19 protein-coding genes and 2 pseudogenes are annotated in these 23,340 nt (G+C 71.5%); 10 read left to right on the forward strand and 11 right to left on the reverse strand.

Annotated elements, in window-relative coordinates; genetic code table 11:
* Positions 1 to 3: 3 nt before the first annotated feature.
* Positions 4 to 1,353 (forward strand): MFS transporter, encoded by a 1,350-nt coding sequence (locus ACZ58V_RS24430; protein WP_468198713.1) that lies wholly within the window; start codon positions 4 to 6, stop codon positions 1,351 to 1,353.
* A gap of 72 nt (positions 1,354 to 1,425) precedes the next feature.
* Here the strand turns inward: ACZ58V_RS24430 and ACZ58V_RS24435 are convergent.
* Positions 1,426 to 2,061 (reverse strand): annotated as a pseudogene (locus tag ACZ58V_RS24435) (helix-turn-helix domain-containing protein); the annotation flags it as partial.
* A gap of 143 nt (positions 2,062 to 2,204) precedes the next feature.
* Here ACZ58V_RS24435 and ACZ58V_RS24440 point away from each other — a divergent pair.
* Positions 2,205 to 2,333, forward strand: a pseudogene (locus tag ACZ58V_RS24440) (transcriptional regulator); the annotation flags it as partial.
* A gap of 2 nt (positions 2,334 to 2,335) precedes the next feature.
* The gene (locus tag ACZ58V_RS24445) at positions 2,336 to 2,545 is read left to right on the forward strand and encodes a DUF397 domain-containing protein (protein WP_468198820.1); all 210 of its coding nucleotides are present in this window, start codon (positions 2,336 to 2,338) and stop codon (positions 2,543 to 2,545) included.
* Here ACZ58V_RS24445 and ACZ58V_RS24450 read toward each other — a convergent pair.
* The 5 genes from ACZ58V_RS24450 to ACZ58V_RS24470 form a co-directional block, all read right to left on the reverse strand.
* Positions 2,542 to 2,907, reverse strand: a complete 366-nt coding sequence (locus ACZ58V_RS24450) for a PH domain-containing protein (RefSeq protein ID WP_399021967.1) — start codon at positions 2,905 to 2,907, stop codon at positions 2,542 to 2,544. The genes ACZ58V_RS24445 and ACZ58V_RS24450 overlap by 4 nt on opposite strands.
* A gap of 22 nt (positions 2,908 to 2,929) precedes the next feature.
* The gene (locus ACZ58V_RS24455) at positions 2,930 to 3,370 is read right to left on the reverse strand and encodes a hypothetical protein (protein ID WP_468198716.1); all 441 of its coding nucleotides are present in this window, start codon (positions 3,368 to 3,370) and stop codon (positions 2,930 to 2,932) included.
* A gap of 13 nt (positions 3,371 to 3,383) precedes the next feature.
* On the reverse strand, positions 3,384 to 4,313 hold the full coding sequence (locus ACZ58V_RS24460; RefSeq protein ID WP_468198718.1) for a hypothetical protein: 930 nt from the start codon (positions 4,311 to 4,313) through the stop codon (positions 3,384 to 3,386).
* A 230-nt stretch (positions 4,314 to 4,543) separates the two neighbouring features.
* Complete coding sequence (metG, locus tag ACZ58V_RS24465) at positions 4,544 to 6,259, reverse strand: methionine--tRNA ligase (RefSeq protein ID WP_468198720.1); 1,716 nt, start codon at positions 6,257 to 6,259, stop codon at positions 4,544 to 4,546.
* A 148-nt stretch (positions 6,260 to 6,407) separates the two neighbouring features.
* The gene (locus ACZ58V_RS24470) at positions 6,408 to 8,387 is read right to left on the reverse strand and encodes a VWA domain-containing protein (protein WP_471292220.1); all 1,980 of its coding nucleotides are present in this window, start codon (positions 8,385 to 8,387) and stop codon (positions 6,408 to 6,410) included.
* Between the two features lie 279 nt (positions 8,388 to 8,666).
* Between ACZ58V_RS24470 and ACZ58V_RS24475 the strand changes: the two genes are divergently transcribed.
* Entirely contained in the window at positions 8,667 to 10,754 is a 2,088-nt protein-coding gene (locus ACZ58V_RS24475) for a PhoX family protein (RefSeq protein WP_471292222.1), read from the forward strand.
* Between the two features lie 21 nt (positions 10,755 to 10,775).
* Here ACZ58V_RS24475 and ACZ58V_RS24480 read toward each other — a convergent pair whose 3' ends face one another.
* Positions 10,776 to 11,762, reverse strand: coding sequence for a LysR family transcriptional regulator (locus tag ACZ58V_RS24480; RefSeq protein ID WP_471292225.1), 987 nt, complete (start codon positions 11,760 to 11,762; stop codon positions 10,776 to 10,778).
* Positions 11,763 to 11,935: 173 nt separating this feature from the next.
* On the opposite strand from ACZ58V_RS24480, the gene snpA reads away from it, so the two are divergent.
* Positions 11,936 to 12,610 carry a snapalysin gene (snpA, locus tag ACZ58V_RS24485; protein WP_471292228.1) on the forward strand — a complete coding sequence of 225 codons (675 nt, stop codon included), beginning with the start codon at positions 11,936 to 11,938 and terminating at the stop codon, positions 12,608 to 12,610.
* On the opposite strand, the gene ACZ58V_RS24490 is transcribed toward snpA, so the two are convergent.
* Both ACZ58V_RS24490 and ACZ58V_RS24495 read right to left on the reverse strand, forming a co-directional pair.
* Positions 12,586 to 13,599, reverse strand: a complete 1,014-nt coding sequence (locus tag ACZ58V_RS24490; protein WP_471292230.1) for an endonuclease/exonuclease/phosphatase family protein — start codon at positions 13,597 to 13,599, stop codon at positions 12,586 to 12,588. The two genes, snpA and ACZ58V_RS24490, sit on opposite strands and share 25 nt — an antisense overlap.
* A gap of 43 nt (positions 13,600 to 13,642) precedes the next feature.
* On the reverse strand, positions 13,643 to 14,470 hold the full coding sequence (locus ACZ58V_RS24495) for an alpha/beta fold hydrolase (protein WP_471292232.1): 828 nt from the start codon (positions 14,468 to 14,470) through the stop codon (positions 13,643 to 13,645).
* A gap of 78 nt (positions 14,471 to 14,548) precedes the next feature.
* Between ACZ58V_RS24495 and ACZ58V_RS24500 the strand changes: the two genes are divergently transcribed.
* The gene (locus ACZ58V_RS24500; RefSeq protein WP_471292235.1) at positions 14,549 to 15,904 is read left to right on the forward strand and encodes an aminotransferase-like domain-containing protein; all 1,356 of its coding nucleotides are present in this window, start codon (positions 14,549 to 14,551) and stop codon (positions 15,902 to 15,904) included.
* 137 nt (positions 15,905 to 16,041) lie between these two features.
* On the opposite strand, the gene ACZ58V_RS24505 is transcribed toward ACZ58V_RS24500, so the two are convergent.
* Both ACZ58V_RS24505 and ACZ58V_RS24510 read right to left on the reverse strand, forming a co-directional pair.
* Positions 16,042 to 17,001: a hypothetical protein gene (locus ACZ58V_RS24505; protein ID WP_471292238.1), complete on the reverse strand. Its 960-nt coding sequence runs from the start codon at positions 16,999 to 17,001 to the stop codon at positions 16,042 to 16,044.
* A 94-nt stretch (positions 17,002 to 17,095) separates the two neighbouring features.
* Positions 17,096 to 17,545 (reverse strand): hypothetical protein, encoded by a 450-nt coding sequence (locus tag ACZ58V_RS24510; protein ID WP_468198739.1) that lies wholly within the window; start codon positions 17,543 to 17,545, stop codon positions 17,096 to 17,098.
* A gap of 172 nt (positions 17,546 to 17,717) precedes the next feature.
* On the opposite strand from ACZ58V_RS24510, the gene ACZ58V_RS24515 reads away from it, so the two are divergent.
* The 4 genes from ACZ58V_RS24515 (at position 17,718) to ACZ58V_RS24530 (ending at position 23,285) form a co-directional block, all read left to right on the forward strand.
* Positions 17,718 to 18,779, forward strand: a complete 1,062-nt coding sequence (locus tag ACZ58V_RS24515) for a hypothetical protein (protein ID WP_468198741.1) — start codon at positions 17,718 to 17,720, stop codon at positions 18,777 to 18,779.
* Between the two features lie 123 nt (positions 18,780 to 18,902).
* Positions 18,903 to 19,238, forward strand: a complete 336-nt coding sequence (locus ACZ58V_RS24520) for a hypothetical protein (RefSeq protein WP_468198743.1) — start codon at positions 18,903 to 18,905, stop codon at positions 19,236 to 19,238.
* A 4-nt stretch (positions 19,239 to 19,242) separates the two neighbouring features.
* Complete coding sequence (locus tag ACZ58V_RS24525; protein ID WP_471292241.1) at positions 19,243 to 21,882, forward strand: substrate-binding domain-containing protein; 2,640 nt, start codon at positions 19,243 to 19,245, stop codon at positions 21,880 to 21,882.
* On the forward strand, positions 21,882 to 23,285 hold the full coding sequence (locus tag ACZ58V_RS24530) for an extracellular solute-binding protein (RefSeq protein ID WP_468198822.1): 1,404 nt from the start codon (positions 21,882 to 21,884) through the stop codon (positions 23,283 to 23,285). Before ACZ58V_RS24525 ends, ACZ58V_RS24530 begins: the two co-directional genes overlap by 1 nt.
* Positions 23,286 to 23,340: the final 55 nt, after the last annotated feature.

Raw genomic sequence — 23,340 nt, forward strand, 5'->3', positions numbered from 1 at the left:
ACGATGTCAGAAGCCGCGACCGCCATACCCGAGGCCGAGCAACGAGCGGTGAGCAAGTTCCTGCGCCGCATGCTGCCGATCCTGGTCCTGATGCTGCTGGTCAACCAGATGGACCGGACGAACGTGGGCTTCGTCCAGAACGAACTGCGGGCCGACGTCGGAGTCAGCGCCACCGCCTACGGCCTCGGAGCGGGCCTGTTCTTCATCGGATACGCCCTGTTCGAAGTGCCGAGCAACATGCTCCTGGAGCGGCTCGGCGCCCGGGTCTGGCTGACCCGGATCATGATCACCTGGGGCGCGGTGATCGTGGCGATGTGCTTCATCCACAACGTGTGGATGTTCTACTCGCTGCGCTTCCTGCTCGGTGTCGCGGAGGCCGGCTTCTTCCCCGGCGTGCTCCTGTACTTCACCCAGTGGCTGCCGGACTCCAGCCGGGGCCGGGCCAGTGCGATCTTCCTGGGCGGCTCGGCGACGGCGTACATCGTGACGGGCCCGATCACGGGCGCGCTGCTCGAACTGCACGGCGCGGGCGGCATCGCCGGCTGGCGCTGGATGTTCGCCCTCGAAGGAGCCTTCTCCATCCTGGTCGGCTTCATCGCCGGGTTCTTCCTCGTCTCCCGGATCCAGGACGCCAAGTGGCTCACGCAGGAGGAGAAGGACGCGCTGAGCGATGCGGTGGCCCGGGACAAGGAGGCGCGGGACCGTGCCCCCTCGGTGTCACGTATGAAACTGATCTTCCACCCGCAGGTCGCCGTCCTGACCGCCGTCTTCTTCGCGATGGCCCTCACCGGCTACGCGATCACCTTCTGGCTGCCGAGCCTGGTGGAGGAGATCGGCGGACTGTCGCCCTTCCAGATCGGCCTGTTGTCGGCGATCCCGTGGGTCTGTGCCGTCATCGCGATGTACACGATGAGCCACTTCACCGACCGCGCCCCGGACCGCCGCCCCTACCTCGCGATCGCCCTGGTCCTCTCCGCCATCGGCACCTTCCTCGCCACCCTCGGCTCGCCCTGGTTCGGCCTCATCGCCCTCACGCTGGCCGCGGTCGGCGGCAAGTGCGCGGCCACCCTGTTCTGGCCGATGGCCCAGTCGGGCCTCGACCTGAAGATCGCGGCGCCGGGTCTGGCGTTGGTCAACTCGATCGGAAACCTGGGCGGTTTCGTGTCCCCCACGCTCTTCGGCTACCTGAAGGACACGACGGGCAGCACGAACGGGGGGCTGTACACGCTGTCGGCGGCGTCGATTCTGGCGGTGGTGGGGGTGGCGTTCGTGCGGCATACGAACCGGGGGACTCAGGCGGGGCCTGGTGGTAAGGCGGTGGCGGCGGAGCCGGTTGCGGGGGAGGCACGCTGACCTGAGCGGATCCAGGGCCCGTCCCCTTGCCGGGGCGGGCCCGTGCTTTTGGGGCGCCGTGGTGGTCGTCAGGCAGTCGCCGCAGCGGCCGGGGGTCGGAGCGCGGAAGGCCCGGTCGCAGCCGTCGCAGTTCTGGAGGGGATACCGGGCGGCCGGTGGCTGCTCGGGCGTGCGGAACGGTGGCAGGGGTGGGAGCTGGGCGGTGAGGCGGTGGGCCAGGAGGGCGGCCGGGCGGCGCAGGGGCTCCGGTGGCAGGTCGCTGGTCAGGGCGTGGCGTACGGCGGTGGGGGTGAGGTCCCGTTCCAGCCAAGCGGCGACACCCGGCGCGAGGTGTTCGGCGTCGGTGGCGGAGAGATGCAGGCGGAGGTCCGTGCGGCGGAGGTCGGCGAGGACTTCGGTGGCTGTCTGGAGGAGGGCAGGGGAGCTGTACGCGGGCTTCGGTACGGCGGGGAGGGCCCGGGGGCGGGTGGGTTTCGGGTGCGGGGTGGGGGCCGCCGGGCGAGCGGGGGGGGGCTTGGGCGGGGCCGCTCCGGGAGCGTCGCGGTGACGGTGGCGGCCGGGCTGGTTGCGGGAGACGGTGCGGGTGATGATCCGGCCGGTCGGCGTGCGTTCGCGGGTGCGGTGCAGGTAGCCGTGGGTCTCCAGCTCGCGCAGGGCGGCGGCGATGCGGGTGGTGCCCTCGGGGAAGCGGTCGGCGAGGGCCTCGACGAGGAGGAGGCCTTGTCCTGACTCGGCGTCGGGGGTTGGTGGGCGGTGGCGGGGCAGGTCGTCAGCGCGGGTGTCCATGACCTCGATGCGGAGGGGCGCGGGGTCGCTCAGTAGCACGAGACGGAAGTCGCGTCCGGGGAGGCGTCCGTGGTCGGCCGATTTCCGAACTCAAACACCTGCGCGTCCTTGAGTTGCGGTATGGCACCATCCGGGCTCAGGCGCTCTCTCCGCGGGAGTCGCTGGCCTTCATCGAGCAACTGCTGGGAGAGACAAGATCCGCAAGAGCACTGGCGGGGGCGCCTCCGAGCTGGCGTGGTTCAAGAGCAGCTACAGCGGTGGCAACGACGGCAACTCCTGTGTGGAGCTCGCCGTCGCCCCTGGCACCGTGCACGTCCGCGACTCCAAGGTCCTCGATGGACCCCGTCTCTCGATCGCGCCCGGCGCCTGGGCGGACTTCGTGCCCTACGTCGTGGAAGGCCGTTAGCGCGCCACGAACTGGGTCAGGATTGCCTGGACCTCGTAGATGTCGACGCCCTTGGTGAAGGTCTTCTCGATGGGGGCCGGAGTGCCGGAGATCCAGATCTTCAGTTCGGCGTCCAGGTCGAACGTGCCGGCCGTCTCCACCGCGAAGTGGGTGATGCTGCGGTAGGGGACCGAGTGGTACTCGACCTTCTTGCCGGTGATGCCCTGCTTGTCGATCAGGATCAGGCGGCGGTCGGTGAAGAGGATGGTGTCGCGGATCAGCAGGAACGCGGCGTGGACCTGCTCGCCGTGGCCGAGGAGGCGGGCGTAGTCCTGCTGGGCGGACTGCGGGTCCACGGTGTGTGCGTTGCCGAACAGTGCCATCGTTCTCTCCCTCGTGTGCCGCTCAGGGGGCGGTCGGCTGGGTGTGGTCGGGCTCCGGGGTGAACAGTTCCTCCGGTGTGTCCACCGTGATGGCGCGGTCGAGACAGCGAGTGAGGGTGTCCGGGTCCGGACACAAGTGGAGGGGGCGGAAGACCTCCTTGGGTACCTCTATGTCACGCATCTCCAAGAGCCGTAGGACCGCTCCGGCCCACGCTGCTGTGTATCCGGCGGTGTACCCCCTGACCCATTCCTCGTCCTCGTGTTCGTCATCGGGCCGCTTGTCCACCTTGGCCCGGATGCGGGCCATGTCCTGGAGAGAGAGGGAGCCTTGTTGTCTCAGTTTCTCCAGCCCGGAACGGAAGTCGCCGACCACTCGCTCCGGCGGAATGCCCAAGCCCATGGACGTCAGGGCGAACCGGAGCAAGTCGTGTAGTTCGGGTGTGGTGCCCGGATCGTCGATCATGATCGCCCCGTGGTCAGGTCTCGGTCCGGTCCGCGGCGGGCCCCGCGTCCTCGGCGAAGAGCTCGTCGACGCTCTCCACGTGGGGCGTCCGGTCCAGCCAGCGGTTGAGGAGGTCGAGGTCGGTGCAGCCGGCGATGCGGTCCCGGGCCTCCTGGGGGACGGAGACGCCCCGTGCTCCGAGGAAGCGGAGGATGGCCTTGGCTTCGCCTCTGGCCTCGCCCTTGGCCTCGCCCTTGGCTTCGCCCTCGAGGTAGGCCTTCTCCATCACCGTGCCCCGGCCGGGGAAGTAGTTGACGAACGTCACGATGTCCCTCCATTTGTCTCCGGCGGGGGTGTCCCCCAAAGCCGAGTCGAGAAACTGAAAGAAGTAGCTGGCGGCGTTCCAGTCCATCCCTGCGAGGGCACGGCCCAGTGCGTCCAGTATGGCGTCGATGTGGGGGCTGTTGGCGTGAGCCAGAGCGGAGAACACGGCCATCGCCGGCTTCTCCGCCGCGGTTCTCGGATCGGTGATCACTGGGAGGTTGTCCGGTCCGACGACCAAGGGGTACGTCATCTGGGCGGTCCACCCACGCGTGCCACAGGAGAAGGGACCGGTCGCCCATTTGGTCGTGGCCCGGTCGCGGCAGACGACGAGCAGGAGAACTGGCAGGCCGTACTTTGCCTGGAGGTAGGAGACGTAGTACGGCCAGCTCGATTCCTTCTTGGTGTCCCGTCTCTCCTGCGCCTCGACGGCGAGCAGGAAGTCCTCCCCGTCGGACGGGCCGATGCGCAGCACGGTGTCGATGTGGCGCGCCAGGGGTCTGGCTTCCGTCACGTCGGTGCCGATGGCGTAGACGGCCGCCTTCTCGGGGAACGCGATGCCCAGCACCCCGAAGACCGGGGAAAGGATCTCAGGCCGCTCCTGGAAGATCCGGTGCATGCCTTCATGGGCTGATGTGACCATGTGGGCTATGTAAGTGGGTGGAAGGCCGTGTTTCCGGCGGACGGAAGGCGTTCACTCTTTCGAGGGCCGGAGAAACGTTCGCGCCCTGCCCGCGGTGAGAACCGGGGGCAGGGCGCGTTGCCGTATGGGTCGCGGGTTACGCGGTCGGCTTCTCCTCCAGGCGAGGGAAGAGGATCCGGCGAGCGGGCTGGTCAGTCTGCACTGCGAGAGATCAACCAGTACGCCCGGGCCTATTCGGGCTCGCCGCCGAAGCGCTCCTTGTACGACTCCAGGTCCTCGTCCGTGAGCTTGGCGAAGAGGACCGGCGGGATGGTGAACGGGGTGCCGGCGGGGACCGAGGACAGGGACTTCGCCTCGTCCCGGGTGACCCAGGTCGCGGTGTCGTTCTCCAGGGAGAACGCCTCGCGCATCGTCTTCGCCGAGGTCGGGATGAACGGCTCGGAGACCACGGAGTAGAGGTGGATCAGGTTCATCGCCGTACGGAGGGTGAGGGCGGCGCCCTCCGGGTTGGTCTTGATCTCCAGCCAGGGGGCCTTCTCCTCCAGGTAGGAGTTGCCCGCTGACCACAGGGCGCGCAGCGCGGCCGCGGCCTTGCGGAACTGGATGGCCTCCATCTGGGCCTCGTACTCCGCGAGCAGGCGGGCGACCTCCTCGCCCAGCTTCGCCTCCGCCTCGCCCGGCTCGGCGCCTGCCGGGACCTCTTCGCCGAAGCGCTTCTTGGAGAAGGACAGGACGCGGTTGACGAAGTTGCCGAGGGTGTCGGCCAGGTCCTTGTTCACCGTGGCCGTGAAGTGCTCCCAGGTGAAGGACGAGTCGTCCGACTCGGGGGCGTTCGCCATCATGAAGTAGCGCCAGTAGTCGGCGGGCAGGATTTCGAGGGCGTCGTGTGTGAAGACGCCTCGGCGCTGCGACGTCGAGAACTTGCCGCCGTAGTAGTTCAGCCAGTTGAAGGCCTTGATGACGTCGACCTTCTTCCACGGGGAGCGGGTGCCCAGCAGGGTCGCGGGGAACATCACGCTGTGGAAGGGGACGTTGTCCTTGCCCATGAACTGCGTGTAGTGGACGTCCGCGTCCGACTCCCACCACCAGGAGCGCCAGTCACGGTTCTCCGGGTCCTGGTCCGCCCACTCCTTCGTGGAGCCGATGTACTCGATCGGGGCGTCGAACCAGACGTAGAAGACCTTGCCCTCGGCCGCCAGGTCGGGCCAGGTGTCGGCCGGGACCGGGACGCCCCAGTCCAGGTCACGCGTGATCGCGCGGTCGTGCAGGCCCTCGGTGAGCCACTTGCGGGCGATGGAGGAGGCCAGCACCGGCCAGTTGTCGGCGCGCTCGTCGACCCATGCCTCGACCTCGCCGGCCAGCACCGACTGGAGGAGGAAGAGGTGCTTGGTCTCGCGGACCTCCAGGTCGCTGCTGCCGCTGATCGCCGAGCGGGCGTCGATCAGGTCGGTCGGGTCCAGGACGCGGGTGCAGTTCTCGCACTGGTCGCCGCGGGCCTTGTCGTAGCCGCAGTGCGGGCAGGTGCCGATGATGTAGCGGTCGGGCAGGAAACGGCCGTCGGCGTTCGAGTAGACCTGGCGGATCGAGCGTTCCTCGATGAAGCCGTTGGTCTTGAGCTCGCGGGCGATCTCCTGCGTGATCTCGTGGTTCTGCGGCGAGGAGCTGCGGCCGAAGTAGTCGAAGGCCAGGTTGAAGCCGTCGTAGATCGCCTTCTGCTGGTCGTGGGCCTGGGCGCAGAACTCGTCCACGGGGATGCCCTGCTCCTTGGCGGCGAGCTCTGCCGGGGTGCCGTGCTCGTCCGTGGCGCAGATGTACAGGACCTCGTGGCCGCGCTGGCGCAGATACCGTGAGTAGACGTCTGCCGGGAGCATGGACCCCACCATGTTGCCCAGGTGCTTGATCCCGTTGATGTACGGAAGGGCGCTGGTGATGAGGTGTCGAGCCATCGCGGGCTGCTCCCAAGTCGCTACGCGGGGTGACGATCTCGTGGTCTCGGTCGTCTACGAACCTTGAAATCGTAGCTGACATGGGTACGCCGCCCGCCTCCCCTTTTACGGGGTGAGAAGCGGGCGGCGTCGGTGGAGCGCGGAGGGGCTACGGGCGCCAGTTCGCCAGTACGCCCTCGTAGAGCTCCTTGTCCGTGAGCTCGCGGGGGGTTTCGCCGGCGAGGAAATGGGACGTGTTGGGGGTCTTGAGCTTGCGGAGGTAGTCGAAGGCCTTGTTCTCCGGGTCGCCGAAGGCGACGAAGGAGAAGAAGACGGCGGGGTGGGACTTGGCCGCGTCCGTGAGGGACTGGGTGGCGGGGGTCTTGGCGTCGGGGGCGCCGTCCGTCTGGAAGATCACCAGGGCCGGGGTGTCGGTCGCCGCTTCCTTGCTGTGGTGGGCGAGGACTGCCTCCACTGCCGCGTGGTAGCTGGTGCGGCCCATGCGGCCGAGGCTCGCGTGCAGGGTGTCGATCTTGTTCTCGTGGTCGGTGAGGGTGATCTCGCCGGTTCCGTCGAGTTCGGTGGAGAAGAAGACGACCTGGACCGTGGCCTCGGGGTCGAGGTGGGCGGCGAGGGCGAGGGTCTGTTCGGCGAGGGCCTGGGCGGAGCCGTCCTTGTAGTACGGGCGCATGGAGGCGGAGCGGTCGAGGACGAGGTAGACCTTGGCTCGGGTGCCGGTGAGGTTGTGGTGCTTGAGGGTGGTGGTGGCGGCCTTGTAGGCGGTGGTGAGGCCGGGGGCGGCGGACTTTACGCGGGTGAGGGGGAGGGCGGGGGTTGCGTCGCCCTCGGTGTCGGCTTCGGGTTCGGTGTCGGCCTCGGCTTCGCCTTCGGCCGAGTCGTTCCCACCCGCACCACCCGTGCGGTCATCGTTGTCGGGTGCGGGTGGCCCCTGTGGGGCGGAATCGCCGTCGGCGGGTGCGGGTGCCTCAGCCTCCGGCTGCGGGGTCGCTTCCGGCTCCGGCTGTGCTGGGGCGGGCTCGGGCTCGACGGCGGCCTGGGTGTCAGCGTCGGTGTCGGGCTCGGCCTCCGGCTTCGCCTCGGCCTCCTGGTTCGCCTCCGGCTTCGCTTCTTCCGGGGCTGACTCGGGCTCGACAGCCGCCGGCGTCTCGGCAGTGGTCGGCGCTGCGGCTTCCGCCTCATCGGCAGCAGGCGGCTGCTCCTCGACGACTGCCGACTCTTCGACGGCGGCGGGCTCCTCCGCGGCCTCCGGGACCACCGGCTTCTCGGTGCCCTCGGGCTCCTCGACGACCGTCGGCTCCTCCGTGGCCGCCGCCTTCTCTGCGGCTTCCGCGACCGCCGGTTCCTCGGTGCCCTCGGGCTTCTCGGCGACGGCAGATTCCTCGGCGGCCGTCGGCTCCTCCACGACCGCCGCCTTCTCCGAGGCCTCCGCGGCCACCGGCTTCTCGGTGCCCTCGGGCTCCTCGACGACCGTCGGTTTCTCGGCGGCCGTCGGCTCCTCCACGACCGCCGCCTTCTCCGCGGGCTCCGCGGCCACCGGCTTCTCGGTGCCCTCGGGCTCCTCGACGACCGTCGGCTCCTCGGCGGCCGTCGGCTCCTCCACGACCGCCGCCTTCTCCGAGGCCTCCGCGCCCACCGGCTCCTCGGCGCCCTCGGGCTCCTCCGCACCCACCGGTTCCTCGACGACCGTCGGCTTCTCAACGACCGCCGGTTCCTCCACAACCGCAGCCTTCTCCGCGACCGCCGACTCGTCGACAGCCGTCGGCTCCTCGACAGCCGCCGCCTCAGGCGTCTCCCCCGCCCGAGCCTCCACCTCGTCGGTCTCCGCAGACCGCGTCGGCCGAGGAACCCCCGCCACGTTGTCGAAGGCCGCGGAGACCAGGTCGTGTTCGTCGGGGGAGGAGGTGCGGGGTTCGGGGACGTTCGCCGTGGGGGAGGGGGTCTGGCGTTCGCCGGAGGCGGTCGGGGGCTCCTGGGCGGGTACCTGGGCCCGGGGCGTCGATGTGCCGGCCGGCGGCGTTGCCGTCGGTTCCTCCGTGGTCGTCGTCGGCCGCGCCGCACCCTCCGCCTCGGCGGTCCGTGACTTGCGTGACCGTCCGAACGCGTTCCGCAAGAGAGTGAGAATGCCCATGTGCGCGCAACCCTTCGCGTGAGTTGAAGCCCGTCAATCCCTGGCCAGGACGGACACGTAAGGTTAGCGGCCCTCCTGTGTGATCTTGGGCAGGGTCGGGTGTGCGAGGCACAGACTGTCAAGGGGACATCCGGCCTGCGACGGTGTCGCCCTGCTGAATCGAAGCAACTGCCGCACGGACGCCGCAGGTTCACCCGTAGTTCATCCAGGCGCCCGGCTCCCGCACGTATGTGCTCCTACGGTCACGCTGACACCAAGGGCATCCAAGGAGAGAGCAAAGTGCGAAAGCTGCTGCCGTTGATCGGAACGCCGTCCGGTTCGCACCCTGGCGGCCGGTCCGCCATGACCTGTCGTTTCCGGTGTGGTGACGCCTGCTTCCACGAGGTGCCCAACACCAGCTCCAACGAGTACGTCGGTGATGTGATCGCCGGCGCCCTCAGTCGCCGGTCGATGATGCGGGCCGCGGCCGTGGTGACCGTGGCCGCCGCGGGTGCGGGGGCCGTGGGCGTCGGGCAGGCGCAGCCTGCCGGTGCGGCACCGGCGACCGCGGCGGACGCCGCCGCCACGGCCGCCCGGCGTAAACACAAGGGCGCGCGCGGGCTGCGCTTCGCGCCCGTCGCGCCCAACACCACCGACGCCGTGACCGTGCCGGACGGGTACGGGCAGAACGTCGTCATCCGCTGGGGCGAGCCCATCCTGCGCGGGGCGCCCGCCTTCGACCCGGAGAAGCAGACCGCCAAGGCGCAGGCCGGGCAGTTCGGGTACAACTGCGACTTTCTCGCCCTTCTCCCGCTGCCGGGTGAGCGGGGCAGGCAGCTGCTCGTCGCCAATCACGAGTACACCGACGAGATCCTGATGTTCCGGGGGTACGACGCCGCCAACCCCACCCGTGAGCAGGCCGAGATCGCCTGGGCCGCGCACGGGCTGTCCGCCGTTGTCGTGGAGGGGGACCGGAAGACGGGGAAGCTGACCGCCGTCTCCCGGCATCAGCTCAACCGGCGCGTCACCGTCACCACCGAGTTCCGGCTGACCGGGCCCGTCGCCGGGTCGAAGCTCGTGCGGACCTCCGCAGACCCGAACGGCACCAAGGTGTTCGGCACCCTCAACAACTGCTCGGGCGGTGTCACCCCGTGGGGCACGACCCTGCACGGCGAGGAGAACTTCAACCAGTACTTCGGCAACGCGAGCCGGGACACCGACAAGCGGTACGGGGTCGGGACCGGTGCGACCGAGCGGAAGTGGGAGCGGTTCGACAAACGGTTCGATGTCGCCCAGGAGCCGAACGAGGTGCACCGGTTCGGGTATGTCGTCGAGTTCGATCCGTACGACCCGGACTCGACCCCGCGCAAGCACACCGCGCTCGGGCGGTTCAAGCACGAGGCCGCGACCGTGCGGCTCACGCAGGACGGGCGGCCCGTCGTCTACTCCGGCGACGACGAGCGGTTCGACTACTTCTACAAGTTCGTCGGCAGCAAGCGGATGCGCCACGGGTCCTCGCGTGCCGTGCGCGAGCACAACCTCTCGCTGCTCGACGAGGGGACGCTGTACGTCGCCAAGCTCACCGGTGACTCCCCCGCCATCGAGATCGACGGCACGGGCAAGCTGCCCAAGGACGGGGAGTTCGACGGGAGCGGGCAGTGGATTCCGCTGGCCACCGCCACCGCGAAGGGTGCCGTCTCGCACGTGGACGGGATGACCGCGGAGGAGGTGTTCGTCTTCACCCGGCTCGCCGGTGACAAGGTGGGCGCCACCAAGATGGACCGGCCCGAGGACATCGAGCCCAACCCGGTGACCGGCAAGGTGTACGTCGCCCTGACCAACAACACCAACCGCGGTGTCGGCTCCAACGCCAAGGCGGACGAGGCCAACCCGCGCCACGCCAACAAGCACGGGCACGTGCTGGAGCTCACCGAGCGCTGGAACCGGCCGGAGAGCACGAAGTTCGCCTGGTCGCTGTTCCTGGTCGCCGGTGACCCGGACGACCCGGCGACGTACTTCGCCGGGTTCCCGAAGGACGGCGTCAGCCCGATCTCCTGCCCGGACAACGTCGCCTTCGACCCCTACGGCAACCTGTGGATGTCCACCGACGGCGCCCAGCTCGGCTCGCACGACGGCCTGTTCGGCGTGGCGACCCGGGGTGAGCGGCGCGGTGAGCTCAAGCAGTTCCTGACCGTGCCGAAGGGCGCCGAGACCTGCGGTCCGATCATCCAGGACCGGCGCGTCCTCGTCGCCGTGCAGCACCCGGGCGAGATCGACGGCGCGTCCGTGGAGAAGCCGGCCAGCACCTGGCCCGACGGGCCCGGGAAGTACGTCCGGCCGGCGGTCGTGGCGGTGTGGCGCGCGGACGGCTCCGACATCGGCGTCTGAGCGGCCGCGCCTTCAGCGGGATCAGGGCAGGGCCGGACTCGGCGGTCTGTGCGGGCCGTCGGGTACCGGCCGTGCCCCGAGCCGCGCCGTGCCATGAGGCGCTCGGTCCAGCCAGTCCCGGTACGCCGGTGCCTGCCGCGCCACCTCCCCGTACGCCTCCTCCAGCGCGGGGTAGACGTCGGCCAGGGCCGTCTCCGTACGAGCCGCGACGAGCAGCCGTACGCCGAGCGGGTCTCCTCTGAGGCGGCGTACGGCCATGTCGGGGCGGGGGGTGCGGGTCGGCTGGCACACGGTGACCACCTCGCCGGTCGCGACCAGCGCGTCGGCCGTGTGGTAGTCGCCGTGCAGCACGTGCGGGCTGACGTCGGCGGCGCGGAACATCCGCTGGACGGCGTCCCATTCGCCGTCGACCGTGGGGTCGATCATCCAGCGGTCGCCGGCCAGGTCGCTCAGGTCGACCTCGGGTTTCGCGGCGGCCGGATGGTCGACGGGCAGCGATACGCACTGCGGCTCGCGTTCGACCAGGACGCGCAGCCGGAGTTCCGGAGGGATACGCAGCGGGCAGCCTTCCACCTCGTGCACGAAGGCGACGTCGAGCTGGCCGTCGACGACCATGCGGAGCAGGGCGTTCGCGGAGACGTTCATATGGAGGGTGGGATTCTGGCCGTGGGCGCGCAGTCGGCGCAGCCAGCCCGCCAGGGCCTTGCTCGCGGTCGAGCCGACACGGAGCTCGGTGCCGCCGGCCGCCGCCGCCCTGGCCTCGACCACCAGCAGGTGCATCTCGCCCAGCAGCGGACGGGCGCGGCTGAGGACCAGGCGGCCCAGCGGGGTGGGGCGGCAGCCGGTGTGGGCACGCAGGAACAGCGGGCCGCCCAGTTCCTGTTCGATACGGCGCAGTTGTGTGCTCAACGATGGCTGGGCAACGCCCAGGTGCCGGGCGGCGCGGTGCAGACTGCCGGTGTCGGCTATGGCGCACAGCGCGCGGAGGTGCCTCACCTCGAGCTCCATGCTCTGTGAGGCTAAAGCGGAATCGCGCCTATAACCAGCCACATAATTCACCGCTAAAGCATGTGAATTGGGCAGCCAATAGTTCTGTCCTATCGCTGGTTGCCATCATCACAGGCGCCGCACAGGCATCGAGACTCACCGGTGACGACTCAATCCCCCACCAAGGAGTCTCGATGCGAAAGTCCATGTCCGCGCTGGCGGTTCTCGGTCTCGGCCTTGCGACGGTCGGCTTCGGTACGGCGGTTCCCGCCGCGGCGGCCCCGGCCCCGCACGCCGGGTACGTCGCCAAGTCCGCAGAACCGGACGCGAGCAAGGCCTTCTTCCAGGCCGTCCTGAAGTCCGTCGCCGAGAAGCGTGCCGCGAACCCGAGTGCCACCGCCGCAGTCACCGTCGTCTACGACGCGTCCCGCGCCCCGACGTTCAGCTCCCAGATAGCGCGCAGCACCCAGATATGGAACAGCTCGGTGTCGAACGTGAGACTCCAGTCGGGGTCCGCGTCCTCCGCCGACTTCAGCTATCGGGAGGGCAATGACTCCCGTGGCTCGTACGCCTCCACCGACGGGCACGGCAGCGGCTACATCTTCCTCGACTACAGGCAGAACCAGCAGTACGACTCCACGCGGGTCACCGCCCACGAGACCGGTCACGTCCTCGGTCTGCCCGACCACTACACGGGTCCGTGCAGCGAGCTGATGTCCGGTGGCGGGCCCGGCACGTCCTGCACCAACGCCATTCCGAACGCCAACGAGCGGTCCCGGGTGAACCAGCTGTGGGCCAACGGCTTCGCGGCGGCGATGGACAAGGCTCTGGAGAAGTCCGGCCGTCAGGACTCGCCCTCAGGCCGCTGATGGAGCGTCAGGTCGGTGATCACCGACCGGTGGTCCGTGTCGGCCAGGTCCAGGACGCGGGTGTCGCGGGCCGCGAGGTCCCGCGACACCAGCACATGGTCGATCTGGGCGCCGAGCGTCGGGGCGGTCCGGGCCGGCCAGGTGGCCGTGCGGTCGGCGCCGTCCAGGCGGGCGGCGTCGCGCAGGCCGGTGTCGAGGATGCGGCGGAAGGCGGCGTGGTCCTGGGAGGCGTTGAAGTCGCCGGCCAGGACGAGCGGGGTGTCGCGGTCGGTGACGGCCGCGGCGCGCACGGCCCCGAGTTCCCGCTTCCAGAGGTCCACCTGCCCGGGCAGCGGGGGCATGGGGTGGGCGAGCTGGAGCCGTACGGCGTGCCCGTCCACGTCGGCGACCGCCCCGGGCATGCCCATGGTGCCGGGGACCCCGTCGGTGGGCCGGAGCGCGAAGCGGCTGAGGATGACGGAGCCCTCGGAGCCGCCGCCCTCGACGGCGCTGCGGTGCGGATAGCCCTGGGAGAGGTCCTTCTTCAGCCGCGCGTCACAGTCGTAGTCGCACTCCTGCACGAAGACGATGTCCGGTTTCTCGCGGCGGACGGCGGCGACCAGGGAGCCGGTGCCCTGCCCGAACTCGACGTTCGAGGTCAGCACGCGCAGGTCGGCGACCGGGCGGCCCGCGGGGTCGTCGACCTTGCCGTACGGCTCGATGAACCAGGCCAGCAGGCCGAGCACGGCGACTCCCCAGACCGTTCCGAGCCACCAGCGGGAGCGCAGGGTGAGCAGCAGCGCCAGGCCGGTGGGCGCGAGCAGCCAGGGGAGGAAGGCGAGGAGCTGCGGGACGGGTGTGATGCCGTCGCTGTCGGCGGTCCGGAAGCCCACGACCACGCTCACACCCGCGAGCAGCAGGAACGCGAACCCCGCGCCGAACCGCCGCCCGGGCGGGCGGTGCTCCGGCCCGTCGTCCGTGGCGGTCCATTCGGCAGCGGCGGTGTTCACAGGCCGGCCTTCCGTTCGCGGGGTGGTTCGCCCGCATCCTCCCTCAAGGACGGGGTGGGGCGGAGGAAGGTTGCCGTGCGTCGACGCGGGCCAGGAACTCCCCCAGCGCCTGGTCGAACACGTCCGGGCGTTCCAGGTTCGGCATGTGGGCCGCGCCGTCGATGATGTGCAGCGCCGCGTCCGGGAGGGCCGCGTGCATGGCCAGGGCGTCGGAGACCGGTGTGAAGGTGTCGTCCGCTCCCACGACGACCAGGGCCGGGACGGAGACGCGGGCCAGCAGATCGTCGTAGCCGGGGCGCCGGGCGCGGGCGCGCAGGGCCGCGGCGGCGCCCTCGGGGGCGGTGGCCGTCATCATGCCGTGGACGTGGGCCTTGACCCCGTCGGGGGCGTAGGGGGCGACCATCCGCTCCAGGACCTCGTCGGCGTAGCCGCCCATGCCCTCCGCCAGGAGGCGGTCCGCCATGGCGTCGCGGGTACGGACGCCCTGAGGGGTCTCCGCCGACGGGAAGGTGTCCGCGAGGACCAGGCCGCTCACCCGCTCGGGGAACAGGCGGTAGCAGTCCATCGCGATCTGGCCGCCCATCGACAGGCCCGCGAGGACGAACGACTCCACCTTCAGCTCGTCCAGCAGGGCCTCGATGTCCCGGGCGAATCCGGAGAAGTCCGTGACGGCGGGGGTGACCGGAGAGGCGCCGTAGCCGCGCAGGTCGGGGGCGATGACCCGGCGGTCCGCCGAGAACGTCCCGATCTGCGGGGCCCACATCGTGCGGTCGAAGGGGTGGCCGTGGACGAGAACGAGGGGGACCTTGGGGACAAGGGGCTGCCGGGAGGAGTCGGGTCCTTTGTCCTCGTATGCGAGGAAGGGTGCCATGGGGACGACCCTAGGCCGCCCAACTACTCGGTGCAATAAGATCTTTGCTCTCGGTGCAATGCAAGGGGAGGCCGACCGATGGGTGACTACCGGCGTATCGCCGACAGGATCGCCGACGACATCGCCACCGGACGGATTCGGCCCGGTCAACGGCTGCCTCCGCAGCGGGCGTTCGCGCGGCGGCGCGGGATCGCCCCGTCTACGGCCGGCCGGGTGTACAGCGAACTCGTGCGGCGCGGGCTGGTCGTCGGCGAGGTGGGGCGCGGCACCTTCGTACGGGCCGGACCGACGGGACCGGCGGGGCAGGCGCTCGCCGAGCCCGGCCCGGCCGACGTCCCCGTCAACCTGGAGCTCAACTACCCGAGCGCGCCCGGCCAGCCGGAGCTGCTCGCCCCCGTCCTCGCGCCCCTGCTGCGCCCCGATGTGCTGGCCGAGGCCCTGCTGCCGGCGGCCGCCACCGGCACCCCGGAAGCGCGGGAGGCCGCGGCCGCCCTCCTCACCACGCCCGGCTGGCGCCCTGCCCCGGACCGGCTGCTGTTCACCGGCAACGCCCGCCAGGCCATCGCCGCCGTCCTGGCCTCCCTGGTCCGGCCGGGCGGCCGGGTCGGCGTGGAGCAGCTGACGTATCCGCTGGTCAAGGAGATCGCGGCCCGGCTGGGCATCACCCTGGTGCCGTTGGCCGGCGACCCGGCCGGGCTGCTCCCGGAGGCCGTCGCGGCCGCGCACCGCACGGCACCCCTGTCCGCCCTGTACGTGCAGCCGACGCTGCACAATCCGACGTCCCTGACGACGAGCCGGACGCGGCGGCTGCAGCTCGCCCAGCTGATCCACCACTTGAGCCTTCCGATCGTGGAGGACCGCATCTGGTCCTTCCTGCACGGGTCGGGTGAGCGGCACGGGGCCGGTGATCCCCTCGCCGCCCATGCCCCGGCCCTCGCCCATGTCGTCGACGGGCTCTCCAAGCGGGTCGCCCCCGGGCTCACCGTCGGGTTCCTCGTCGTGCCGCCGCAACGGGTCGCGGCCGTGGCCGACGCCGTGCGGTCGGGCGGCTGGAACGCGGGCCGGTTCGCGCTGGAGGCGGCCGTGCGCTGGGCGTCGGAGGGGACGGTGGCGCGGCTGGTGGAGGCCAAGCGGGCGGACGCGGTGCGGCGGCAGCGGATCCTCGCCGAGGAACTCGCCGGCTTCGCCGTGCGCTCCGATCCGCGCGCCTATTTCGCCTGGTGGGAGCTGCCGTCCCCGTGGCGCGCCGACACCTTCACGGCCGCCGCCGCGGCGCACGGCATCGCCGTCACGCCCGGCCCCGCCTTCGCCGTCGCCCCCGGCCACACGCCCGACGCCGTCAGGCTTGGGCTCGCGTCGGCTTCGGAGGGGGGTCTGCGGCGGGCGCTGTGGATGCTCGGCCGTGTTGCCGCGCGGCGCGGTGGCGGCCTGTGAGTCACGAGTGGAACGTCGGCGTCAGGCTTGGGCTCGCGTCGGTTTCGGAGGGGGGTCTGCGGCGGGCGCTGTGGATGCTCGGCCGTGTTGCCGCGCGGCGCGGTGGCGGCCTGTGAGTCACGAGTGGAACGTCGGCGTCAGGCTTGGGCTCGCGTCGGTTCCGGAGGGGGGTCTGCGGCGGGCGCTGCGGACGCTCGGCCGTGTTGCCGCGCGGCGAGGAACCGGCCTGTGAGCCACGAGCCGAGCGCCACCGTCAGGCCGAGGACGAGCAGCAGCCAGGACACCGTGCGCAGGGTGGTCGTGAGGGCGTCGTAGACCGCGCCCACGGCCGGGCGGTGGAGGGCGTCGGGCAGGTCGGCCAGGGTGAGGCGGCGGCCGATCGCGACAGCGAGGACCAGCAGCCCGCCGCCCAGGGCCGTGCCGAGGCCGAGGGCGGTGACCGCGCGGCGGCGGCAGGCGGCGACGGCGATCCCGGCGACGGCCAGGACGGCGGCGGAGAGCGGCAGCCAGAAGGCGGCGGTGTCCAGCACGTGGTATCCCCTGCGCAGTCGGTCCACGTCCCCGGCCGGGAGCACCGGGACCCGGGCGTGTGCGACCGGGATGCGGTGGGCGAACGACACGTGGTCGTCTTCGAGTTGGCGTTTGACCCGGGCGACGACCGGGGCGAGGTCGACGGTGACCGCGGTCGCGTGCGCCTCGTCGTCGCGCAGGGCGCGCAGCACGGCGGCGTGGACGGCCTGGTTCGCCGCGTCCCAGGCGGCGCGGAACGCCTCGGTGCGGGTGAAGGAGCGGGCCGCGTCGTGCACGAAGGGCCCGACCGCGCCGCGCAGGGAACCGGTGTCGAGGTCGTGCCCGGCCTCCCGCATGATGCCGTCCCCGACGGCGTCCGCGACCGCCCGCTGCACGTCCGGGTCGGCGGCGAGCGGCGCCATCGCAGCGACGTAGCGGCCGGTGTCGGTCAGCCCGTGCGCCGCCCAGGACGCGAGCGCCCCGAACGGCACGAGCAGGCACGCGAGGGCCAGCAGAACGGCCGACAGGGCGTTCCGTAGTCGTGGGGGCGCCTTCTCGGGTACGGGCGCCCGGTCGCGCTCGGGCACCCTCCCAGGCAAGCCGCCCCGGGCCCGCTCCGCGCGCGGAGTGACTGCAATCGGCCGCACAGGTCGAGCCGAACGGGTCGGGCCGGTCAGCCGGTCAGTCGATGCGGTGGCCGGTGGCGTCCTCGCGCGTGTAGTAGCGGTAGAACATGGTCAGGAAAACGCCTGCCCCGGCCGCCAGGCCCAGCCACATGGACCACAGCACGGACTCGCCGGACTGGCTGATGAGGAAGCCGGTCGCGCAGCCCGTGAAGGCGAACCAGAGCGCCGCGTGCAGTTCGCGTCGCAGCCTCGGGCCGAAGTGCCACACGGCGGCGAACAGCACGGCGAACACGAGCGCGGTGAGGAAGCCGAACAGCAGGTTCCAGCCCGTGATGGGCCCCCCGTAGCGCCGGTTGGCCGCGGCCCAGTAGCCGTAGACGAGCCCGGCGGCGACGGGCACCGCGATCTTCGCCAGGGCGTGGGCGCGCGGGCTGAGGACATCGGGTGTACGGCGCTGCGTGAGTTGCCGGGCCACCTCGCGTGAGGCGGGTGCCGCATGAGCCATGAGAGTGCTCCTCTCTCCCTGCCCCTGCCTACCAGGGCACACCTGCGGGGGTCTGCCGGCAAGTCGGGGGGCGAACCACCCGAAGGCGGACGTTTGCGGTCCTGGCCGCCCCCCTTTGCAGCCGCAGAGGTTACGGTGCTGCCGTACGTGATCGACCGGGGGAGGGGAAGAGATGCCCGGAACCGTGCTGCTGCTGGCGGCCTCGCCGCTGGGCAAGGGGCGCCTGGTGGACGCCGCCTCCGTGCTCCCCGTCCTCGCCGCCGTGCCGCCCGCCGTGCTGTCCGGCACGGACACCGCGAACGTCGTCGAACTGGCCGACCCGCTGGAGCCGCAGGCCGTCCTGACCCGGCTCCGCGCCGCCGCCACGGCCCCCGGCCCGCTCACGGTGTACGTCACCGGACAGCTCCAGCTCGACCGCAAGCAGCGCCTGCCGCATCTCGCGCTGGCCCGCACCACCGCCCCGACCGTGCGCTACACGGCCTTCCCCTGGCACTGGTTCCGGGAGGAGCTGCGGCTCAGACCCGCCGGGGCCACCACACTCGTGCTCGACCTGCACACGGACGCCGAGGCCTGGGAGCTGCTGCGGAGCACCCCCCTGGACTCGGGGCGCGGCACCGCCGTCCACGGGCGCATCGCACCACCGCCGTCCCGGCGCACGGTGGCGGCGCCGGCGTACATGAAGGCCGTGGCGACGATCCTGCGCAGCGGGTTCCGCCCGCCGCCGGAGCAGTTGCACCAGCAGGCGCTGGCCCGGATCGCGCAGGAGAGCGCCGGGCGGGACATCGTGATCAGCGAGCGGGGGCCGGTGAGCGGCGATCCGCACACCGCCATCACCGCCGCCGTCCAGTCCGGCCGGCACCAGGAGGCGGACGCGCTCGCCGCCCGGCACGAGCAGGCCGCCGTGGCCGCGCACGGACCCGCCTCCGAAGAGGCCCTGCACTGGTCCGAGGTCCGGGCCGACCTGGCGATGTTCGCCGGGGACGCGGCCCGCAGCTGCCGCACCTGGCTCTCGGTGGCCACCGCCCGGCTGAACGCCGGGCAGGCGGTGGACGCGCCCGCCGTCGAGTCGGCCGTCGATCGGGCCCACCACCAGTGGGGACAGATATCCGACTCCGCCCAGGCACGTGAACTGGGGTTCGGACTCGCCGAGTTGCGCGGCCGGGTGCCCGGGCGGCGCGAGGGGGCCCTGGACCACGTCCAGCGGCAGCTGCGCCAGCTCCAGACCCAGGGCTGAGCACCCGTGCGCCGGGTGCGCGTGGCGTGAAAGGGCGTGCGATCGCTTGCGCGGTTCGCGTCAAAGGTCTGCCCCGTGGCCTGACCCGGTGTCATGATGTCGGGTATGACAGAGGGGGACGAAGTGGCTGTCTTAGGCGTACGCGTCCGGCTGGGTGACGGCGCGACCGTGGACGATGTCAGAGCCCTGCGGGCGTGGCTGGAGCGGGACGAGCCCTTGGAGCAGTTGCTCTCCGCCGGGCAGCTGCGCATCGAGGAGCGGACCAGCACGGACGGGCCCAAGGGGCGGCTGGGGCCCGACATCGAGCTCGTCCTCCAACTGCTCGGTGACCTCGCGACGGTCGTGGCGCTGACCGAGTTCACCAACCGCGCGGTGAAGACCTGGAAGAACAACCGCCGCAGGCTCCAGGGCGGCGAACCCGATTCGGAGATCCGTCCGCTGGGCTCCGACGGCGAGTAGCCCGGTGAGCCGCTTCGATCCGCGCGGCCGAGCCAACCGTGCGCTGCTCGTCGGCGTGTCCGAATACGACCACACGGCGCCGGATCCGCAGGGCGTGACCGGCCTGCTCCCCGCCGTGCGGCACAACCGGAAGACACTCGACGACGCCCTGCACCGGGGCGGGGTGTTCGGCGCGGGCGAGATCAGGGTGCTGGCCTCGCCGTCCCAGGAGGACTTCACCGCCGCGCTGCGCCACGCCGTGCGCGAGGCCGAGGGCCTGCTGCTGCTCTACTTCGCCGGGCACGCCGTCGTGTCCACGTCCGGCGGCGAGCTGCATCTGCAGATGCGCACCGCGCGGGTGGTCGCCGGCGAGTTGCCCGGAGCGGTGAGTTTCGCCCAGGTGCTGGGCGAGATCTGCGTCGCCGAGGGCCGCGCCGAGAAGGTGCTGGTGATCCTGGACTGCTGCTACGCGGGCCACGCCGCGGGGATCTGGCACCGCTTCGCCGATCCGGAGGGGAACAAGGAGAAGGTCCTCCTCCTGATGAGCGTCCAGCCCAACCGCTGCATCCTGGGCGGGGACGCCGACATCGCGACGCCCTTCACCCGTGAGCTGGCGGAGGTTCTCGACGAGGGCGGGGAGGTGTGGCTCTCCGAGCTGTATCCCACGCTCAAGCAGCGGATGGACGAGGCGGGTTACCGGGCGGAGGAGAACGACCCGCAGATACCGCAGGCACTGGCTCCTCCGTGGGACCCGGACGCGGACGTTCTGCTGGCGGCGCGGCCGGTGCCGTCGCGTGCCCCCACGCCTCCGGTGGATCCGGCGCCGGTGCCGGTGCCGGTGCCGGATCCGTCCTCGTCGCCGACGTCTGGCCCTCCGTCGCCGACGTCTGGCCCTCTGCCGCCGACGTCCGGCCTCCCGTCCCGCCCTCGCCGGTCACGCCTGTTCGGACGCGCCGCCGACAGCGTCCGCTCCGTCGCCGACCGGCTCGGCCGGACCCTGCTCACCCTCCTGCTGGCCCTGCTCGCCACCGGCGCCGGCGGCTACGGGATCTTCGCCCTGATCGGCGATTCCGCGGTCTGCGCGCCGTCCCTGGAGCTGCGCGTGCTGACCGACCCCGACCTGGAGCCGGCGATGCAGGCCGCCGCGGACGCCTACTTCGCCTCGGACGCGAACACCAAGGACGACGGCTGCCGGCGCGGCGGCGTCACCGTCTACAGCGCCGGTGCCGCCGCCGTGGTGAGCGCGCTGGGCAAGCGGACCGACGCCTGGCAGCAGCCGCGCGAGGACGACAACCCGCAGCGGGACATCGGCCCGCAGCCGGACGTGTGGATTCCCGCGACCGGCGCCGACGTCGGCCGGGTCACCGCCGCGCAGGAGGACCGGGTCTTCGCCCGACTGCAGCCGGACGCCGGGCCGTTCGCGTACTCGCCGGTCGTGCTGGCTGTCCCGCAGGACCTCGCCCACACTCTCGGGAAGCCCACCGGGCGGTCGCTGTCGGAGCTGGTCGACGCCCTGGAAGCAGCACCCGGAACCGCCGAAGTGCACCGCCCCGACCCCGCCCTGACCGGCTCGGCGCTGCTGGCGACCTCGGGCCTGTACGGCGACGGGGACGACGCGCGCGGTGCCGAGCTGCGCTTCACCCGGCCCGAGCGGCCCGAGCCCTCGGCCGTCAAACTGCTGTGCACGCTGCCCGACGACGACGCCGTGGACGACCGCGGCGCGGCCCTGGTCCCGGAGTTCCTGCTCAGGAGCGGGGTCGGCTGCCGCCCGGCCACCCGCGTGCCGCGCACCGCCGCCTATCCCGACGACGTACCCGCCCTGGAACCGACGTTCGTGCGGGTGCGCTGGGATCACGGCGACCTGGACGCCGACGCCCGCGACGACGAGGCGAACCGCTTCCGCACCTGGCTGACCGGTGCGGAAGGCAGGGCGGCGCTCGGCGAGCAGGGCTTCAGGTCCGCGAGCGGTGACCACCCTCTGCTCGACGCCGGATCGGCGGATTCCGCCGGTCTGACCGACACCGTCCGCCCGGGGGAGTCCGCCGACGCGTCGGATCTGGACAGGGCACTGGAGCGGTACGGCAACGCGCACGGCCCCGGCCGGGTCCTCTTCCTGCTCGACAGCTCCGGCTCGATGGCCGGCCTGTGGGACGGCCCCAGCGGCGGCCCCGGCATCCTGAAGCAGACCCTGCCCGGGCTCGGCGGGGAGGACGAGTACGGGATCTGGGCCGTGCACGGCCTCAGGGGCCGTACGCACACCGAGTTGCTGCCCTTCGGCACCCACCCCCGCAAGGACGCCGAGGGGGCCCTCGACACCGGCAAGGTGCGGGACGCGGAGGCCGATCCGCCCGCCGCCCTGCTGGACGCCCTGGAGTTCATGCGGGAACGCGGCACCGACGACGAGAGGCCGCAGCTGATCGTGTACCTCACCGACGGCGAGGACGACACCCGCCTGACCGGCGACCGGCTGAAACAGGTGCTCGACCGGGCCGGGGCCGCGGGCGTGCCGGTGGCGATGGCGACCCTGAACAGCGGCGCCTGCGACAGCGGCCGCCCCGGCACGCTCATCGCCGACGCCGGCCGCGGCCGCTGCCTGGACGCCCGGGACGACCTGGTCCCCGCCCTGCACGACGAGGTCGCCCGCATCGGAACGGGAGAGGAATGATGGCCCGCCGCCTGCCCGCCGCCGCGCTGTCCCTGCTGTCGCTGCTCGCCCTCGCCTCCTGCACCGGCGGCGAGCGGCAGAAACAGCCGCAGGGCGCCGACGTCTCCACCCGGATCGTGGTGGCCAGCGGCCAGGACGTCACCGGCAAGAACGGCATCCGCCAGCAGCTCATCGACGCCTGGAACACCAAGGAGGGCAGCCACGGCTACCAGGCCCGCCTGGTGGAACTGCCCGGCTCAGCCGACCAGCAGCGCAGCCAGCTGCTCGGCGCCCTCCAGTCGGGCAGCGCCGACTACGACGTGGTGAACCTCGACGTGACCTGGATCCCGGAGTTCGCCGAGTCCGGCCTGATCCGCCCGCTGACGGACGCGGCCGTCGAGTCCCCGAAGGACCTCATCCCGTCCGTGAACAGCACGTCGTACTGGGACGGCGAGCGGTACGCGGTCCCCTTCAACAGCGACGCGGGCCTGCTGTACTACCGCAAGGACCACCTGCACACAGCCAGTGCCTCCCGCACCGAACTCAGCGACGGGGTCACCTGGGAGGAGCTGCGGGATCTGATCGACGCCGTCGACCCCACAGGCGACAACGGGGGCTGGACCACCCAGCTCGCCGCGTACGAGGGCCGTACCGTCAACGCGATCGAGGCGTTCGCCTCGGCCGTACCCGGCTTCCGGCTGACCGACCGCGACGGCACGTACGTGGCGACCAGGGAACAGCTGACGGCGGGAGTGACGGAACTGCGTGCGCGTACGGCGAGGGCCTACATGCTCAGGGAGGCCACCGAGTCCCGCGAGGCCGAGTCGCTGAGCGCCTTCGCGGAAGGCCGCACCACCTTCCTGCGGCACTGGCCGTACGTCTATCCCACCCTCTACGAGACCTTCAAGGGCAAGCTCGGCGTGGCCCGGCTGCCCGGCAAGGCGGTGCTCGGCGGCCAGAACCTCGCCGTCACCTCGTCCATGTCCGGGAAACGGGCCGCGAAGGCCGAGGAACTCATCGCGTTCCTGACCGACCCGGACAGCGAACGCTGCCTGCTGCGCGCCGGGTTCGCCGCGACCCGCGCCTCCGCCTACGAGGAGTCCGGCACCGCACCCGACTGCCGGCACGCCCCCGCGTACGCGGAGACGCCCTCGGCGTCCCCCACCGGCGAGAGCACGGTCCGTACGCCCCCCGACCGCTTCGCCGACGGCACCAGCTACTCAAGCGAGATCCTGTACCCGGCCCTCAAAGAGGCCGTGCACCGCCCGGTCACGCCCCTGTACGGCGCGGTGAACCGCACCCTCATCACCGAACTCGACGCCCTGTACGACCCTCCTCCGCGGGGTCCGGGGGGAAGCGGGCCCGGTGACGCGGAGATAGCGAAAAACCTTGACGAGGCGTTGAGAGAAGTTTTACCCGGTTGAATCTCCTCCCAATGATGTTCACAACTCCTCCATTGCGTACGTGTGTCCCCGTGGG

The sequence above is a fragment of the Streptomyces sp. NPDC040589 genome (genome assembly GCF_055594445.1).

Excerpts from the sequence above, each read along its gene's own strand:
- ACZ58V_RS24480 (WP_471292225.1), bottom strand. The coding sequence starts at position 11,762 with ATGGAGCTCGAGGTGAGGCACCTCCGCGCGCTGTGCGCCATAGCCGAC.
- snpA (WP_471292228.1), top strand. The coding sequence starts at position 11,936 with ATGCGAAAGTCCATGTCCGCGCTGGCGGTTCTCGGTCTCGGCCTTGCG.
- ACZ58V_RS24430 (WP_468198713.1), top strand. The coding sequence starts at position 4 with ATGTCAGAAGCCGCGACCGCCATACCCGAGGCCGAGCAACGAGCGGTG.
- ACZ58V_RS24455 (WP_468198716.1), bottom strand. The coding sequence starts at position 3,370 with ATGATCGACGATCCGGGCACCACACCCGAACTACACGACTTGCTCCGG.
- ACZ58V_RS24470 (WP_471292220.1), bottom strand. The coding sequence starts at position 8,387 with ATGGGCATTCTCACTCTCTTGCGGAACGCGTTCGGACGGTCACGCAAG.
- ACZ58V_RS24530 (WP_468198822.1), top strand. The coding sequence starts at position 21,882 with ATGGCCCGCCGCCTGCCCGCCGCCGCGCTGTCCCTGCTGTCGCTGCTC.
- ACZ58V_RS24500 (WP_471292235.1), top strand. The coding sequence starts at position 14,549 with ATGGGTGACTACCGGCGTATCGCCGACAGGATCGCCGACGACATCGCC.
- ACZ58V_RS24460 (WP_468198718.1), bottom strand. The coding sequence starts at position 4,313 with ATGGTCACATCAGCCCATGAAGGCATGCACCGGATCTTCCAGGAGCGG.
- ACZ58V_RS24495 (WP_471292232.1), bottom strand. The coding sequence starts at position 14,470 with ATGGCACCCTTCCTCGCATACGAGGACAAAGGACCCGACTCCTCCCGG.
- metG (WP_468198720.1), bottom strand. The coding sequence starts at position 6,259 with ATGGCTCGACACCTCATCACCAGCGCCCTTCCGTACATCAACGGGATC.
- ACZ58V_RS24515 (WP_468198741.1), top strand. The coding sequence starts at position 17,718 with ATGCCCGGAACCGTGCTGCTGCTGGCGGCCTCGCCGCTGGGCAAGGGG.
- ACZ58V_RS24450 (WP_399021967.1), bottom strand. The coding sequence starts at position 2,907 with ATGGCACTGTTCGGCAACGCACACACCGTGGACCCGCAGTCCGCCCAG.
- ACZ58V_RS24510 (WP_468198739.1), bottom strand. The coding sequence starts at position 17,545 with ATGGCTCATGCGGCACCCGCCTCACGCGAGGTGGCCCGGCAACTCACG.